This window comes from Mucilaginibacter sp., from assembly GCF_025362475.1.
In the GTDB taxonomy this organism is placed as follows: domain Bacteria; phylum Bacteroidota; class Bacteroidia; order Sphingobacteriales; family Sphingobacteriaceae; genus Mucilaginibacter.
This window is the reverse complement of record NZ_JANYGH010000058.1, coordinates 402,536-418,356: the sequence shown is the minus strand read 5'-3', so window position 1 is coordinate 418,356 and position 15,821 is coordinate 402,536. Positions and strand designations below refer to the sequence as shown.

The 15,821-nt window shown below is 40.5% G+C and carries 14 protein-coding genes; 4 read left to right on the top strand and 10 right to left on the bottom strand.

Annotated features, from left to right (window positions below; genetic code table 11):
* Positions 1–28 precede the first annotated feature (28 nt).
* Both Q0R88_RS20455 and argS read left to right on the top strand, forming a co-directional pair.
* A complete protein-coding gene (locus Q0R88_RS20455; RefSeq protein ID WP_295719782.1) occupies positions 29–658 on the top strand; it encodes a hypothetical protein in 630 nt (209 codons plus the stop codon).
* Positions 659–720: 62 nt separating this feature from the next.
* Positions 721–2,649, top strand: a complete 1,929-nt coding sequence (gene argS / locus Q0R88_RS20450; RefSeq protein ID WP_295719780.1) for an arginine--tRNA ligase — start codon at positions 721–723, stop codon at positions 2,647–2,649.
* Positions 2,650–2,758: 109 nt separating this feature from the next.
* Here argS and Q0R88_RS20445 read toward each other — a convergent pair whose 3' ends face one another.
* The 5 genes from Q0R88_RS20445 to Q0R88_RS20425 all read right to left on the bottom strand — a co-directional run bounded on the left by Q0R88_RS20445 (position 2,759) and on the right by Q0R88_RS20425 (position 6,806).
* Positions 2,759–3,646 carry a 3-hydroxybutyryl-CoA dehydrogenase gene (locus Q0R88_RS20445; RefSeq protein WP_295719779.1) on the bottom strand — a complete coding sequence of 296 codons (888 nt, stop codon included), beginning with the start codon at positions 3,644–3,646 and terminating at the stop codon, positions 2,759–2,761.
* Positions 3,647–3,712: 66 nt separating this feature from the next.
* Entirely contained in the window at positions 3,713–4,330 is a 618-nt protein-coding gene (gene bioD / locus Q0R88_RS20440) for a dethiobiotin synthase (protein WP_295719776.1), read from the bottom strand.
* On the bottom strand, positions 4,320–5,450 hold the full coding sequence (locus tag Q0R88_RS20435) for an 8-amino-7-oxononanoate synthase (RefSeq protein ID WP_295719773.1): 1,131 nt from the start codon (positions 5,448–5,450) through the stop codon (positions 4,320–4,322). Before Q0R88_RS20435 ends, bioD begins: the two co-directional genes overlap by 11 nt.
* Before the next feature lie 123 nt (positions 5,451–5,573).
* Positions 5,574–5,954 carry a hypothetical protein gene (locus Q0R88_RS20430; protein WP_295719770.1) on the bottom strand — a complete coding sequence of 127 codons (381 nt, stop codon included), beginning with the start codon at positions 5,952–5,954 and terminating at the stop codon, positions 5,574–5,576.
* A gap of 75 nt (positions 5,955–6,029) precedes the next feature.
* Entirely contained in the window at positions 6,030–6,806 is a 777-nt protein-coding gene (locus Q0R88_RS20425; protein WP_295719768.1) for a LexA family transcriptional regulator, read from the bottom strand.
* Between the two features lie 86 nt (positions 6,807–6,892).
* Here Q0R88_RS20425 and Q0R88_RS20420 point away from each other — a divergent pair, with 86 nt between their 5' ends.
* Complete coding sequence (locus Q0R88_RS20420) at positions 6,893–7,249, top strand: GIY-YIG nuclease family protein (RefSeq protein WP_295719766.1); 357 nt, start codon at positions 6,893–6,895, stop codon at positions 7,247–7,249.
* Here Q0R88_RS20420 and msrB read toward each other — a convergent pair.
* From msrB to Q0R88_RS20400, 4 genes are all read right to left on the bottom strand, one after another.
* A complete protein-coding gene (gene msrB / locus Q0R88_RS20415; protein ID WP_295719765.1) occupies positions 7,239–7,712 on the bottom strand; it encodes a peptide-methionine (R)-S-oxide reductase MsrB in 474 nt (157 codons plus the stop codon). The two genes, Q0R88_RS20420 and msrB, sit on opposite strands and share 11 nt — an antisense overlap.
* 133 nt (positions 7,713–7,845) lie before the next feature.
* Complete coding sequence (locus tag Q0R88_RS20410) at positions 7,846–8,439, bottom strand: fasciclin domain-containing protein (protein ID WP_295719762.1); 594 nt, start codon at positions 8,437–8,439, stop codon at positions 7,846–7,848.
* Between the two features lie 113 nt (positions 8,440–8,552).
* On the bottom strand, positions 8,553–11,768 hold the full coding sequence (locus Q0R88_RS20405) for a DPP IV N-terminal domain-containing protein (RefSeq protein ID WP_295719761.1): 3,216 nt from the start codon (positions 11,766–11,768) through the stop codon (positions 8,553–8,555).
* A 111-nt stretch (positions 11,769–11,879) separates the two neighbouring features.
* Positions 11,880–14,210, bottom strand: a complete 2,331-nt coding sequence (locus Q0R88_RS20400) for a transglycosylase domain-containing protein (RefSeq protein ID WP_295719759.1) — start codon at positions 14,208–14,210, stop codon at positions 11,880–11,882.
* A gap of 279 nt (positions 14,211–14,489) precedes the next feature.
* On the opposite strand from Q0R88_RS20400, the gene Q0R88_RS20395 reads away from it, so the two are divergent.
* Positions 14,490–15,368 carry a polyphosphate kinase 2 family protein gene (locus Q0R88_RS20395; RefSeq protein WP_295719756.1) on the top strand — a complete coding sequence of 293 codons (879 nt, stop codon included), beginning with the start codon at positions 14,490–14,492 and terminating at the stop codon, positions 15,366–15,368.
* A 46-nt stretch (positions 15,369–15,414) separates the two neighbouring features.
* On the opposite strand, the gene Q0R88_RS20390 is transcribed toward Q0R88_RS20395, so the two are convergent.
* Positions 15,415–15,768 (bottom strand): hypothetical protein, encoded by a 354-nt coding sequence (locus Q0R88_RS20390; RefSeq protein ID WP_295719754.1) that lies wholly within the window; start codon positions 15,766–15,768, stop codon positions 15,415–15,417.
* Positions 15,769–15,821 lie beyond the last annotated feature (53 nt).

Below are 15,821 nucleotides of genomic sequence, written 5' to 3'. Positions count from 1 at the left end.
ATTCTTATGTTTGGGTATAAACTATACCATGTCGCAAACAACCTCACAATTTTGGAACTGGTTTAAACAGCACCAGGATAAATTAACTCAAATAAACAATCCCAATTCTAATGAAAATGACCAGGAAGAATTGCTTGACAGTATATTGGAGCAATTGCATCTGTTCTGCGACAAGCTATATTTTGATCTTGGCGGATTACATGGTGAAAGCCAGGAGTTTGTTATAACCGCTGAAGGTGACGTTGATTATTTCGACAAAGTAGAGGAGCTAATTGAAGCCGCGCCCGATCTAAAGGGGTGGTCATTCATCGCGTTTATGCCAGCGCGAGGTTTGGGCGATACTACTGTTTTTGAAGACGTAGAACTTAAACCTTTTGAAATGTGGTTTTTACCGTTGGATAATAAAAACAAGCCAAAGTCTTTAGGCTTTAGAATATGCTTGCCTAATTATGAATTGGTGAAAAATAGTAAATGGCTAAAAGCTGCAGTTTACAAAGTTTTGGATACGGCGTTGGGCGAAAAAGTATTCGCGATGGATATTGATTACATCGAAATTAAGGAATTGCCTCACGGTGATCTTGAGGCGCAAGGCCTTTTAGAGCTTAAAGATTTATCGGCATTTGTTAAATGGAAAAGGAAAAAGCTTGCTGCTTTATAAAGTCTTTCTTCTCCACTTAAATTTATTATAGCCAGTATCCCCAATTTAATTAATTTTGCCGCATGGATTTTATTATTGATGCGGCCGTTAAAGCAATTAAGCACCTGTACCAAACAGATGTAGCACCGGCAGCAATAGGCTTACAGGAAACCCGTAAAGAATTTGAGGGACAAATTACCATAGTTACTTTTCCGTTTACCAAATTCTCCCGCAAAGGACCTGAACAAACAGGTACAGAAATAGGCGAGTATCTGAAGGCTGAATTGAAAGAAGTGGCTGATTTTAATATAGTTAAGGGTTTTTTAAATATTTCGTTAAGCGACGAATATTGGATTGGTCAATTATATAATGAGATACTTCCGGATGATTTCGCGGTAGCAAAACCAAACGGACAAAAGGTAATGGTGGAATATTCATCGCCAAATACCAACAAACCACTGCATTTGGGCCATATCCGCAACAACCTTTTAGGGTTTTCGGTAGCGCAGATTCTGGCGGCTGCCGGGTATGATGTTGTTAAGGTTAACCTGGTGAATGATCGTGGTATTCATATCTGTAAATCTATGCTGGCCTGGCAAATGTTTGGCAATGGCGAAACACCTGCATCATCTGGCTTAAAAGGCGATCATTTGGTGGGTAAATATTATGTGTTGTTTGATAAGGAGTTAAAAAAGCAATTGACTCCCATTCTTGAACGCGTTTACGAAAAAAATGATTTGTCTCTATTTAATGATAATCAAAAGGAAAAAATACACGCCCTGCTGATAAGCATTGATAAGCTCAAAGCAAAAAAATATGCTACGCCCGATACTGAAACCAAACTTATCGGCGAATTAACAGATAAAATTAGTGTCGAAGAAGACAAGGTAAAGGAGATTGCCAAAAACGTTACCTCATTAATGGTTGAGACTCAGCAAATGCTCCAAAAATGGGAAGCAGGCGATGCGGAAGTTCTCGATTTATGGAAAACCATGAACAGCTGGGTTTATGCTGGCTTTGCGGAAACCTACAAGCAGTTAGGTGTTGATTTTGATAAATACTACTATGAATCAAATACCTATTTATTAGGTAAGGATATTATTGAGGAAGGCCTGCAAAAAAGTGTTTTCTTTAAAAAGCCGGATGGTTCTGTATGGATTGATCTTACTGCCGACGGCTTGGATGAAAAACTGGTGTTACGGTCAGACGGAACATCGGTTTACATTACCCAGGATTTGGGTACCGCGCAGTTAAAGTATAATGATTTCCACATGGATAGGTCTATTTATGTGGTGGGTAACGAACAGGATTATCACTTTAAAGTACTATTCCTGATACTTCATAAACTGGGTAAGGCAGGTGCTAATGGCTTGTTCCATTTATCTTACGGGATGGTTGATCTGCCATCTGGAAAAATGAAATCCCGTGAGGGAACGGTAGTTGATGCCGATGACCTGATGGACGAAATGGAAACTACGGCAAAAGTGCAAACGGAGGCGATGGGTAAGGTAGATGCATTTTCTGAAGAGGACAAGCTTGCTTTATACAATACCATTGGTATGGGAGCGCTTAAATATTTCTTACTTAAAGTTGATCCTAAAAAGAGGTTGCTGTTTGATCCTAATGAATCGGTAGATTTTCAGGGACATACAGGCCCATTTATTCAATATACCCACGCCCGGATCAAATCGGTACTGAGCAGGGCAGCATATCAGCCAAATAAAAATATTGAAATAACAGAACTGGCCGGGGTAGAACGCGATGTGATTGTGTTACTCACCCAATTTCCAACAGTAATCAGGGAAGCAGCCAATGGATATAGCCCGGCAATAATTGCCAACTATGTTTATGAGCTGGCCAAAAGCTATAACAAATTCTATCACGAAAAATCAATATTGCAGGCAGAGGATGAGGTGTTAAAACAATTCCGCCTGCAACTATCCGCGTCATCAGCAAAGGTGATCAGCAAAGCAATGGGATTACTTGGTATTGATGTACCGGAACGAATGTAAGTTTGCAGTTTTCAGTTTAACAGTTTGCAATTGGCAGTTTTCAGTTAGCACGGTTGCGTACTGCTAACTGAAAACTGCCAACTGCATACCTACCGCCCACGGCTAACTGCTAACTGAATTTGTCTGCAACTACAAGTGTTTTGCTGCCGGCTGTATATTTATAAAAGCCGCTTCCTGTTTTCACGCCCCGGTGCCCGGCAGTAACCATGTTAACCAGTAAAGGGCAGGGTGCATATTTTTGATTCCCGAAACCCTCGTACAAAACCTTTAATATGGCCAGGCAAACATCAAGCCCGATAAAATCGGCCAGTTGAAGGGGCCCCATTGGGTGGGCCATGCCTAATTTCATCACGGTATCAATTTCTTCTACACCGGCTACACCCTCGTACAGGGTATAAATGGCTTCGTTGATCATGGGCATTAATATCCGGTTAGCCACAAAACCCGGATAATCATTTACCTCAACCGGATCTTTATCCAGCGCTTTGGCCAATTGCATAATGGTTTGTATAACTGCATTGGTTGTAGCGTACCCCTTTATCACTTCTACCAGTTTCATTACAGGTACAGGGTTCATAAAGTGCATACCTATGACCTGGCCCGGATTTTTGGTTACGGCGGCAATTTCTGTAATCGATATGGATGATGTATTGGAGGCTAAGATCACTTCATCACCACAAATATCACTAAGCTGTTTAAATAGTTGAAGTTTTATCTCGCGGTTTTCGGTGGCAGCTTCAATCACCAAATGGGCATTGGCTGCACCTTCTTTAATATCGGTATAGGTTTTTATCCTGCCTAACGTATCTGCTTTATCCTGCTCATTAATACTTCCCTTTTTTAACTGGCGATCAAGGTTATTGGCGATGGTTTGTACAGCCTTATCTAATGCAGAAGTGTTAATATCAATCAATGATACTTCAAAGCCATGCTGAGCAAAAGTATGAGCAATGCCGTTGCCCATAGTTCCGGAGCCAATAACAGTTATATTTTTCATCGTTTACCAGGTTATGTGATGCTAAATTGAGTTAAATTATTTGCTTCGCCAAGTACAGATTACCCGTTACAAATTAATAAGTGCGGCAGCTTCAATGATTGATTTTTTGTTGGGGGTATCATACATTGGTATCTGCCCAAGCTCGGGAATACCGGAGTAACTAAGTATATAACTTTTTGAATAAATATCCTCCACGCCGTTAAATATGATACCCATTACAGGGATGTTATATGTTTTAAGTGCATATAATGATAACAGGGTATGGTTAATGCTGCCGAGGTAATTTTGCGACACCAATATCACTTTTGCATTTAACTGTTTGATAAGGTCGATGATTAAAAAATTATCATTAAGGGGTACCATTAATCCTCCGGCACCTTCTATAACTAATTGGTTATCAGTTTGGGGCAGCGTAAAGTTTTGACTGTTGATTGTTACTTTATCAATTGCTGCCGATTTATGGGGCGAGAAAGGCTGCGTTAAACGGTAAGCTTCGGGATGGAATTTTGTAATCTCATTAGATACAAGGCTTTGAACTTTCAGAGTGTCGCTGTCATCCAGATCGCCTGATTGAATGGGCTTCCAATAATCTGCCTTTAGTTTCTCGGTTATAATTGCAGATACAATGGTTTTGCCTACCCCGGTGCCAATACCGGTAATAAATATGGGTTGTTTATCGTGCATTAATAAAGTTGTTTATAGTATTGGTAAGCAAATTTACCTCATTTAAGGTATTAAAACTATGCAGGCATATTCTTATTCGTTCGGCTCCGGCTGCTACTGTGGGGCTTAGTATAGGCCTCACATCCAACCCGGCTGATTGCAAGATGTTCGCTATTTCACGGGCCTTGTCGTTACTTTTTAAAATAATACATTGAATTGCGCTATTGCTTAATAGCAGGGGAGTAGTCTCTGATTGGTCAACCTGTTTTTTAAATAGGTTGATGTTGTCTTTTAGACCGGAGATCTCTTCGTCGGCAGTATTCAATAGCTCATAGGCCATTTTTATCGACGCTAAATGATGGAAGGAAGGGGCGGTGCTATAAATAAACGGACGGGCGAAATTAATGAGGTAATCCCTGAGTAAATTACTACTTAATACAATTGCCCCGTGGCAACCCAGTGCCTTACCAAAAGTAACTACCGAGGCAAATACCCTGTTTTGCAGTCCCTGTTCATTTACCAGTCCCTTTTTATATAATCCAACGGCATGGGCTTCATCAACAATTAAATGGGCGCCGTATTTTTCGGTAATGTTTAAAATTTCATTCAATGGCGATGAGTCACCATTCATGGAGTATATGCTTTCTACAACCACATAGCAGTTGCCTTTAGATAGCTTTAATTTGGCCTCCAGGCTCTCGGTATCATTGTGTCTGAAACTATATCGGGTTGCGTAACTTAGGCGCGCTCCGTCAATGGCAGAGGCATGTATCAGTTCGTCGAGTATAATGGTGTCACCGCGTTGGGCTAAAGATGATAATAAACCAAGGTTGGCATCATAGCCGGAATTGAAAAGCAGACCCGCTTCAAAATCATGAAATGCTGCTATTTGATATTCAAGCTCCTCTGCATATTGAAGATTTCCTGAGAGTAACCTGGAACCCGTGGAGCCGTTTAAACTTAGCGGGTGACTTTTAATTTCGGCTTCAATACGTTCTTTTAAAACTATCGAGCGGGCGAAGCCTAAGTAATCGTTAGAGCAAAAATCAACTAGGCTGTTCTCGGGCTTTAAAGTTCTGTATATGCCTGATGATTTTCGTTCATCAAGTTTGCTTTTAAGGTAATCGTTTGCTAATCTCAATGGATATTAAACAATAATTAGTATCGGCGTTTAATTAGCTTTAAGCTTTGCATTGGGCTTTTAACTTTTAAACGCTTTATGCAAAAATAAAAAAAGCGGCTTATCGCCGCTTCATTTATCACATTAATTTTGAGAGCCGCTGCTTCCGCCGCCGCCGCCCTGTCTCATCCTGTCCATCATGTCTTTTTGAATTTTATCAAAAGCAGTAGCCTGTTCAGGTGTTAAAATGGCTTTAATTTTATCGTTAGTAGCTTTTCTCATTGGCATCATGGCGCTTCTCATGGCGTCCCTGTCGCCATTGGCAGCAGTTCTTACACTATCCATTTTAGTTGCCTGCTCTTTATAAACAGCCGTTACTTTGGTAGTTTGATCGTCAGTTAGCTTTAATTGTGTTTGCAGATCCTTAGCCCTTTCTTCGGGGCTTTTTCTCATACCACCACCTTGTGCATGGCTTACTGCTGCAATCCCCATCAGGAAACAGCACATCAACAGAAATTTTTTCATAGCTCTTTTAAATTTAATTTACGTTTTAATCTATGATAAAGATATGCCGTAATGGTTTAAGAAAGCCGATGTAACTTAATTGTTGCTTTGCTGTAAGTTTGATATCGAACGCTGCATCTGGGCCATCATATTAGTAAGGCTTTCCATGGTAGGCTCGGGCGTTGGCTGTGGTAAATGGGTGGATATATAGCCTTTTCCTTTCCATATCTCCAGCACGTCTTCGCCGTTAATTTCGTAAGGTTCGTAAACAGGGTTATCAGATATCAGCTTTAGCTTTTTATTGTCTTTAAATTTGTTGCCGATGCGTTTATATACTACACCGTCATTTTTTGATATCACTATATAGGTTTCGCCGGGTTTAACGTCTGCCCAGTTCTCCAGGTACTCAGCTATAATGATGTCGCCGGATAGGATAGGCAGCATCGAATCGCCTTTTATTTCAAAGGCCCGGTAAGTACCCTGTTTAAACATAGGCAAATAAAACTTAGGCAATTTGGAAACATACTCCGGATCGGCGTAGCCATTTAAATATCCGGCGCTGGCTTTAAGCGGCACCATTTCAATATTTTCGTTATCCTCTTTATCAACAGAGATACTGAGTATGCGCAGGTTAGCCGGATTCCCTTTTGGCTTGGGCGCCCACTTTTCGTTGATGGTTTCGTTAATAAAATCATCAATGCTAATGTCAAAGTATATTGCTAATGTTTTTAGTAGTTCATATTTTGGTTCGGCTCGTTCCTCTTCGTAAGCACCTACTAATGAGCGTTTTATACCTACTTCATCAGCGAATTGCTGTTGGGTAATTCCCTTCTTTTTGCGAAGGAATTTAATATTTTGTGAAATTATTGACATAAAATTTGCATTTGCTAAATTTATTAGTAATTTTATGCTCATAAAGTTAGTAATATTTATTCGTTCACCAAATTTTTTATCAAAAAATGAAACGTTTTGTATATATCATCACCGACAGAAACAGGAAAAATCTTCATGTAGGTTTATGCTCAGACCTGGTAAAAACATTGCAGTTTTACAGCGACATGCCAACTTTGTTTTTTGACAGCGCACAGCAGCTCAATCGTTTAGTTTATTTTGAGGAAATAAATACCGAAGAGCAGGCAATGGAACGCTTTAAAGTGGTGAGCACTTTTACAAGGCCTCAGAAAGAAAAAATGATCAGACCTGTTAACCCCGACTGGGTAGATCTGACCATTGGTTTAAAGTTTGAGAGCGGTATTCGTGTAAGGCCACAATTACGCCCATCTGTAAATGCTAACAGAAGAACTATTACTTTTTAATAAATTTTAAAGCGCCTGAGTTCATGCAAAATCTTTTGCCGCCGCGGTCTGCAGGGCCGTCGTCAAATACATGGCCAAGGTGTAAGCCAGTGCTTTTTTCGATAACCTCATCCCGGCTCATGCCATAGCTGTTATCGGTAACAATGGCAACTTTTTTAGGGTCAACTGCTTTTACAAAGCTTGGCCAGCCTGTACCGCTATCAAATTTATCCTCAGAGCTAAATAATACTTCGCCTGTGGCCGCGCTTACATAAACACCCTTTTCATGGTTGTTCCAGTAATCGTTTTTATAAGGTGGCTCGGTGCCACTTTCAACCATAATATAATATTGGTTTGGTGTGAGTGTTTTTTTCCACTCCGCCGCGGGTTTGCTTAGTTTACGTTTAGCCTGCCCATTACTGTTTTGGCAGCCAAAAGCTGTTATAATGCTTAGTATAGCTATAGCAAAAATCGATTTTCTCATTACCTTGTTCATTTTAAGTTTTTTTTAATTCCGATCGTACCTGGGTTAGTCGCAAAACTTAACCTATCCTTACAATCTATTATACTTAAAATACGAAATTATATTTCAGGTGGATTGTCATCCATTGGTACAATTATATGGTTTTTACCTTGGGCTGTAATACCTTGTTTACCACATGCAGCATGCCGTTGTTTTGTTCAATATCAAAACGACTAATAATGCTTTCGCCACCATTCTCATCAATTAAAACAATATTACGGTTGGCATCAATTTTTGCTGTTAGTTTGTTACCGGTAAGGGTGGTGAATGTAGCCGTTCCCTTGTTTTTGTTGATCTCCTTTTCAATGTCTTTGGCTTTGAACCGGCCAGGAATAGAATGATAGCTAATGAGGCGGGTAAGTTCCCAAACGTACGCGGGTTTCATCAGGGAATCCAGTTTGCCATCAGGTAAATTTAAAAAAGCATCATTGGCGGGCACAAACATGGTAATAGGGCCCCTGCTTTGAAAAGTTGCAGCCAGGTTGGTTTTATTTATAAAATTATAAAATGTAGATAGCTCTTTTGATAAGGCAATATTTTTGATGATATCATTGGCTGGTAACATGCCATCACCGGCCATTACTCTAAGCGGCCCTATAGCTTTTGGATTTACGGACACTAACGGCCCCTGCGCAAACAACACTGAACAATATAGAGAGGTGATAACAAGCAACAATAATTTTTTCATAAAAACGGATGTCTATAAAGTATAACAATCAAATACTCAAGTGTTTTTATTAATTTAATTTTAATAAAAAAAAGCGGCCTTAGGCCGCGCAAATATATCGATTTCAAATGTGTTTACCATCCAGGTGTAAAACCTAAGCCAAATACGGGCTTGCTAACGTCAGTACGGTTAAATGGAATAGCCAGGTATGGCTCTAACACAAACGCTCCAAAAACGTTTATCCGTAAGGATATGCCAGCACTTAAGGCCGGTACACGACCATAGGTATTGCTTAAAACGGGGTTACCGTTACTATCAAGTTGTGGGTTTCCATTTGCATCAATTGAGGGTGTTTGGCCCAAAACCGGCGGATTTTTCTGGAAATAGATATGGTCTCCCGCGTTCCAGGCTAAACCGGCATCAAAAAATAAGTTCAGATCAGTAAACAGGAATTTTGATTTGATCTGGGCCAGCTTCTCTGGTCCGGTAAATGGCAATCGTGTCTCGAAATTAAATACAGCCATTCTGCTTCCCGATAGCTGATCGATATTAAAGCCATTTGATGACTTTTTGTTGTTATTGTAAAAGGTTTGCCCTTCGTATCCCCTGATATAAAATGGATACCCTATGAATAATGGATAGATCCCGTTAGAATCGCCAAAGCGACCGTAGCCAAAGAAACGGGCTGCAAAAGTTACCGGCTCAACACGTACATATTTCCTGAGATCGATAGTTGGTGAGAAAAAGTGGTAAGTGCCGAAGTTATACCCTGCCTCTAACCTATACCTGAAACCATTTAACGGCGCTGTAACCCCAAAAAAGGAATTATCACCTACCAAAGCGGTTGATAACTGCAAAAGCGAGTATGATTTTAAATTGTAATTGAGCAGAGCGCTTTCTTCGCCATTTGGTATTTTATTTTTCCCGCTGCCTATAGGGGTTGTGTTAATAGTTTGGCTTTTATCAGCATTAATTACCGTATCTAATTTGTACACGGTACTGTAGCGGTCAACACGGTAGGAGTTGTATGATGCCCCTCCGCTTACTTCAAAACGGGTTGTTTTGTTGATAGGATAGGAGGTGAAAACCCTGGCAGCATCCTCAAAGTTGCGGATGATATCGGTATTTTGTGATAATACGGTAACATTTTTACCACCTACATTTTGTTTAGGAAAAGTTTGGGTTTGCAAACCAAACAGGTAGGGGATATGTGAAATACCTGTACCCAGGTTCCATCGGCCGGTTTGATTTACATAAGTTATAGCCGCGCCTGAATCATAGATCTGCCCGTTTACTGATGCGGCCGCAAAAATTTGGTTACGACCCAATATATCGCTGAATACCCCCTGGATGCCGCTGGAAAGACTGGTGCCGTAAAAACTACTTACACCGACCCCAACTCCGCTTCCTGCGAGGTAGTCGAGCTTGAATTTGGGATGATATGCAATTTCTTTTACAGAATCGGTAGGGATCTTTTTGTATGCCAGGAAGTTGTTCAGGTTTGAATTGATCAGATCAACACCTACAGCACGTGAAGGAGGCAGCATGGCAGCGCTAAAATCAACTGCCTGTGCCTGTAAAGTAACCGGTTTAAATGCAGATGCTTTGGCATTATAAAGGGCATATTTTTGGGCACGATAATAGGAGTAAACTACATCGTCATTTGCAGATATGCTTAATGCCGGCGAAAATTCGGTGATCCCGCAAATTCCGGTAAACAAATCTGTCATTTGTTCCAGCTGACCGGTACTCATGGTATAGCGATACATATTGCGGAAACCATCCCTGTTTGAAAGGAAATAGATTTGGGTACCATCTGCAGAGTACTGCGGATTTAAATTGTTGGCTCCATTAAATATTTTGATGTCAGTTATTTTTCCGCTGGCAAGGTCAAGCTCGGCCAGGTTAAATGTGATAGCTTGCTCTAACGATTGATCATATGTTGATCTATCGCTTGAGAAAATAATCTTTTTGCCATCCCGTGAATAAGCGGGCTGGTAATCGGTGTATTTATCATTGGTGAGCTGGGTGATTTTTTTTGTATCGAAGTTGTAGGAGTACAGATCGCTCTGCCCTTCAGAAAGGCCTGTAAAAACGATATCCTTACCGTTTGGCGACCATGAAAGGTTACTAAATTGCTCCGCCTTTTCCATTGATACATCATCAAGCATGCTTCCGCTATTTACATCAACTACTTCCATCCGGTTTCTGCCTTTACTAAATACGCTAAAAGCAAACCGCTTGCCATCCGGCGACCATGCGCCCGCCGATTCGATAAAGTTAAACTCATCTATATGTGTATTAGATACCTTGCTGGTGAGTTTTCGTAAAATCTTACCCGTTTTGGCATCGGCCAGGTAAAGATCAATGCTGAAAAGGCTTTTGGCCGATAAGAATGCCACATACTTACCATCGGGACTTACTGCGGGAGCAACTACCAGGTCGCCGCCGTTTTCCTTGTCAACCAATTTAATGCCTACTGGTTTTTGCGTTGTATCTTTTAAAAATGGCTTATAGGTTGTTTCAATAGAGTTTTTCCAGAGACGGGATAGTGTTTTATCATCATACCCAAAAGTGCGCCTTATGCCGTAGGCCAAACCGTAACGCGCTGTGTTTTTAAAGAAAGGTACAATTACCGTATCGCCATAAGTTGATCCTAAAAACGACCAAAATGCTTCACCGTAACGGTATGGGAAATATTTGTTACTCTCGGTAAGGTCTTTAACAGTAGGAATATCATGGTTAAGGTAAGCATCACGCATCCACATGGCCGTGTATGAATCTTTTTTACCTAATGAAAGGTACTCCGCCATACCCTCAATCATCCATAGGGGTATATTGTTAATATTTTCAAAAGTTTCGTTTTCTTTTCCTAACAAGGCATGGTATTGAAAAGCGTGCACCAATTCGTGCCCGATAACATGGCGGGTCATTTGGTTGGTTTCCATTACCGGCATTACAACCCGGTTTTTTAACCCTTCGGTAATACCGCCTGTACCCACGCCAATCTCGCCGTCGATAGCCGTAGTTTGCTGGAAATCGGGATGATTGGCATATAAAATTATAGGGTTGGCAGTTTTAAATGTATCCTTAAAAACCTGCTGATGCAGGGTGTACCATAATTCGCTTTCCTGGGCAAAGCGTTTGATCATGCTATCATTTTTAATGTAATAGTAGATCTCGAAATGCGGGGTTTTATATACCTTAAATTTGAGGTTTTTGTAACGTACTTTATTTTGACCAAAATATTGTGCTTTTGCGCTGTTGCTGATCAGCAACAAACTAAAGAGGCAAATAAATATGAGGAGGAACTTTTTAGCTGTATTTAAAAATGAGTAGTTTTTATTCATAATTTAAACTAAATAGATGATGGGCCAATTTAACGAATAATTGGCAGGCTACAGGAGCCTGCCAATCAATATTTTAAAACTTATACATACAGCGTAATGCCCATAGCTCCGTTATTTTTGATTAGCCGGAGGGCTTTCAGGGTTTTCTGGCGTTGTAGTAGTCGGTGTCGGTATAACGTTAGTGGTATCAATAGGGTTGCTTGTGCTATCTGTTTCTGTAGTATCGGCAACAATATGCGGCGATGGGCATTGGTAACTCTTGGTGATCTTACTCCATGGTTTTGGGAACGGGCCATAAGTATAACCGGATTTAGGATCGGCGTAAACTTTTTCCATAAAGCGTCCAAAAATAGGGAGTGCGGTATGTGAACCTTCACCGGTTTCTGATGTGGTAAAGTGTACACTTCGGTCATCGGCGCCAACCCAAACACCTGTAACCAGGTCTTTGGTGATACCCATATACCATCCGTCAACATAATCAGATGAGGTGCCGGTTTTACCGCCAATCTGGTTGTCTTTTTTCCATAGTCCGGGGTATTCCCACAAAGCCTGTGAGGTACCACCCGGTTCTTCCATACCGCCGCGAAACATGTAAAGCATCAGCCAGGCTGTTTCTTCGCTCAATACTTTTTCTGTTTTTAATTCAAATTCATCCAGTACATTACCATCCTGATCTGTGATTTTGGTAACCAGTAAAGGATCGATTTTTTGGCCCTTGTTCAGGAAGGTACTATAAGCCCGTACCATTTCATAAACCGAAACATCATTTGAACCCAATGAAACCGATGGAACCGATTTTAACGGGCTTTCGATACCGCATTTATGGGCGTACTGCACAATTTTATCCCAGCCAACTCTTTCTGTAAGCTGTGCGGTAATGGAGTTTACGGATTTGCCCATGGCCCAGCGTAATGACATTTCCTGGTACGAGAAATGGAAATCGGCGTTGTTTGGCTGCCAAACTTCATCTTTTCCGTTATCCTTGTATTTGATGGTTACCGGTTGGTCGGTAAATTTATCGCATGGCGTAAAGCCGTTATCCAAAGCGGTTAAATAGGCAAATGGTTTAAACGTTGAGCCCGCCTGCCTGCGCGACTGGTTTACATGGTCGTAATTAAAAAAGCGATGATCTATACCGCCAATCCATACCTTTATTTTACCTGTTGATGGCTCCAGGGTCATCATGCCGGTATTTAATATTTTGGCGTAGTATTTAATGGAGTCGATAGTTGAAAAGGTAGTGTCCTGCTCGCCGTTCCATGTAAAAACGGTCATCCTCTTTTTGGTTTTAAAATAGTCGTTAATCTTTACGGTATCGCCGGCATATTTTTTATGCAGCAGGTTATAAATAGGAAGCCTTTGTTCGTTTTTCAAAATAAAATCTTTGATCTCGACCCCTTTAGAATCACGCCATGGATTTTTATTGCCCCAAAGGTTATTGAACCGTTTTTGCAGCATCTTCATCTTTTCGGCAACAGCTTCTTCGGCATATTGCTGCAGGTGGGAATCAATAGTAGTGTAGATTTTTAAGCCATCCTCGTAAAGGTCATAGCCATTTTCTTTACACCATTTGTCAAGCCATTTTTCAACCGCGCGGCGTATGTATGAGTCGCCATGAGAATCCTGCTCCACATAACTCAAATCAAGCTTAATAGGCGATGCTGTGCTTGTGGTATATTGCTCTTTCGTGATGTAACCATATTTTTCCATTTGCCCTAAAACCGTATTACGGCGCTCAGTGGCCCGCTCAGGGTTACGGATAGGGTTATAATTTGATGTCGCTTTCAGCATTCCAATCAATAAAGCGGCTTCGGCTGGGGTAACCTGGTCTGGCTGTTTGTTGAAGTACTTTAACGAAGCAGTTTTTATGCCGTAAGAGTTATTACCAAAAGGAACGGTATTAAGATATAAGGTAAGAATTTGCTGTTTGCTGTATACGTGCTCTATTTTAAAAGCAGTAAGCCATTCTTTACATTTATATACAATAGTGCGTATAAATGGTACGCGTTTAATAAAGCCCTGCGATTTACGTTTACGGGTTTCGAAGAGGTTTTTTGCCAATTGCTGTGTAATGGTACTTGCCCCGCGGCGGTCGCCCTTGGCGGTGGATAGCAGACTGGTAAAAAACGAATAAAAATCAACACCATGGTGACTGTAAAATCTTACATCTTCTGTAGATATAAGGGCGTTTACCAGGTTGGGAGAGATGTGTTTTAAATCAACAGGCGAGCGGTTCTCCTTGTAATATTGCCCTATTAATTTACCATCTGCTGTGTAAACCTCAGAGCCTACCGACATTACAGGGTTTTTAATATCCTGCATATCAGGAGAGTATCCTGACAGCCATAGAAAGTTGAGCTCGATAGAGCAAAAGAAGATAATAATGAAGTATATAAATATGGCTATGAACCTCAGAAATCGGTTTCTTATTCGTCTGAACATTGGGTAAAGATGTAAAATTATAGGGCTAAATCATAGCTCCCAAACAAATATTAATATATGCTGTTCCTTAAAAATTAATAATATAATCATTATCCGCCTTTTTACCTGATAAGGGCGTAAAAGCATTCTTCATCGTAAATTAATTGTTACCCCATTTTTGGTAAATAATATTTAGTATTGAATAAAATGCAGGTATCGGCTAAAATAAACAGCATTATAATCAACGCAATTTTAACACCTAAATTTTACGTTAACAAAGCGTAAAGCAAATTTTTTATCATGAGTAATATAGTCGACAAGTTTAAGGTCCACCATGGCAAGAGTTTTTCACTTAAAGATTTTGATCCTGGTTACTCAGATGGTTTTGAAAAAGAGAATGCAAAAGCTATTTTGAAGAACCTGATAGCAGAAACATTTGATGTGCAAACAGAGCTTTATGCTGCTAATAAATATGCGCTGCTCATCATTTTCCAGGCGATGGATGCGGCCGGAAAGGACAGCGCCATAGCTCATACATTATCGGGACTAAATCCCCAAGCCTGCCAGGTTTTTAGCTTTAAGCAGCCCAGTACCGAAGATTATGAACATGATTTTTTATGGCGACACTACCGTGCATTGCCAGAGCGGGGCCGCATAGGGATCCATAACAGATCGCATTACGAAAATGTGTTGGTAACCAAAGTTCACCCCGAGCTTTTGCTGAATGAACATTTACCTGGAATAACAGAAGTTAAAGATATTCATCCAAAGTTTTGGGCTAAGCGCTATGAAAGCATCCGCTCATTTGAAAACCATTTAGTTAATAATGGCACTGTGATCATTAAGTTTTTTCTCCATGTTTCTAAACATGAGCAAAAGGAGCGGTTTTTAGAACGGATAGACGATCCGAAAAAGAATTGGAAGTTTGCGGCGGCAGATATTGAGGAACGGGGAAGGTGGGGCGATTATATGGAAGCTTATGAAACAGCTATCCAGGAAACAGCTACCAAAGATTGCCCCTGGTACGTAGTCCCAGCTGATAAAAAATGGTTTACCAGGATAGCTATTTCATCCATTATTCTGGACACTTTAAAGGGTTTGAAATTAAATTATCCGGTATTGGATAAAGAGGAAAAGAAAAAACTGGATGAATCAAAAAAATTGCTGTTAAAAGAGTAATAGAGGCCTTACATAGGTTAAAAACTATGTAAGGCCTTTATCTCCATCATATACCCGAAAAAACTGATTGGGCTGGTTCACCAATTAGCGGCATTGGTTTTCTTTGACCTCCGATGGCGCCAATAAGCCCAATTACCCAAATTATAAAAAGGGCTACTCTTACCAGCCAAAGTATTGTTAAACTGAAAGATGCACCCGGAGAAAATAAAAGGGCGCCGGCAGCATAAGAAACAATCATTGAAACCAGGTGGAAAAGCAGGGTTTGCCTGATCTGGTAACTTGCAAGCGCGGTTTTATTGTTTTGATAAAGCGCAAAATATGCTATAAGCCACCCTACAATTGTAAAATAACTAATGATGCCCGCTAATTTGCCGTCATCTTTTGATGAGAAATCGTCCATGAGGTGAAGGTTAATTTAAGTGATAACTAATTATTAAAGCTAACCATATTTAT

What these genes read in the sequence shown, in the direction of transcription:
- Q0R88_RS20405 (WP_295719761.1), bottom strand. Translation starts at nt 11,768, where the DNA reads ATGAATAAAAACTACTCATTTTTAAATACAGCTAAAAAGTTCCTCCTC.
- Q0R88_RS20420 (WP_295719766.1), top strand. Translation starts at nt 6,893, where the DNA reads ATGAAACGTTTTGTATATATCATCACCGACAGAAACAGGAAAAATCTT.
- msrB (WP_295719765.1), bottom strand. Translation starts at nt 7,712, where the DNA reads ATGAGAAAATCGATTTTTGCTATAGCTATACTAAGCATTATAACAGCT.
- Q0R88_RS20400 (WP_295719759.1), bottom strand. Translation starts at nt 14,210, where the DNA reads ATGTTCAGACGAATAAGAAACCGATTTCTGAGGTTCATAGCCATATTT.
- Q0R88_RS20430 (WP_295719770.1), bottom strand. Translation starts at nt 5,954, where the DNA reads ATGAAAAAATTTCTGTTGATGTGCTGTTTCCTGATGGGGATTGCAGCA.
- Q0R88_RS20455 (WP_295719782.1), top strand. Translation starts at nt 29, where the DNA reads ATGTCGCAAACAACCTCACAATTTTGGAACTGGTTTAAACAGCACCAG.
- Q0R88_RS20445 (WP_295719779.1), bottom strand. Translation starts at nt 3,646, where the DNA reads ATGAAAAATATAACTGTTATTGGCTCCGGAACTATGGGCAACGGCATT.
- Q0R88_RS20410 (WP_295719762.1), bottom strand. Translation starts at nt 8,439, where the DNA reads ATGAAAAAATTATTGTTGCTTGTTATCACCTCTCTATATTGTTCAGTG.
- Q0R88_RS20390 (WP_295719754.1), bottom strand. Translation starts at nt 15,768, where the DNA reads ATGGACGATTTCTCATCAAAAGATGACGGCAAATTAGCGGGCATCATT.
- Q0R88_RS20395 (WP_295719756.1), top strand. Translation starts at nt 14,490, where the DNA reads ATGAGTAATATAGTCGACAAGTTTAAGGTCCACCATGGCAAGAGTTTT.
- bioD (WP_295719776.1), bottom strand. Translation starts at nt 4,330, where the DNA reads ATGCACGATAAACAACCCATATTTATTACCGGTATTGGCACCGGGGTA.
- argS (WP_295719780.1), top strand. Translation starts at nt 721, where the DNA reads ATGGATTTTATTATTGATGCGGCCGTTAAAGCAATTAAGCACCTGTAC.
- Q0R88_RS20425 (WP_295719768.1), bottom strand. Translation starts at nt 6,806, where the DNA reads ATGTCAATAATTTCACAAAATATTAAATTCCTTCGCAAAAAGAAGGGA.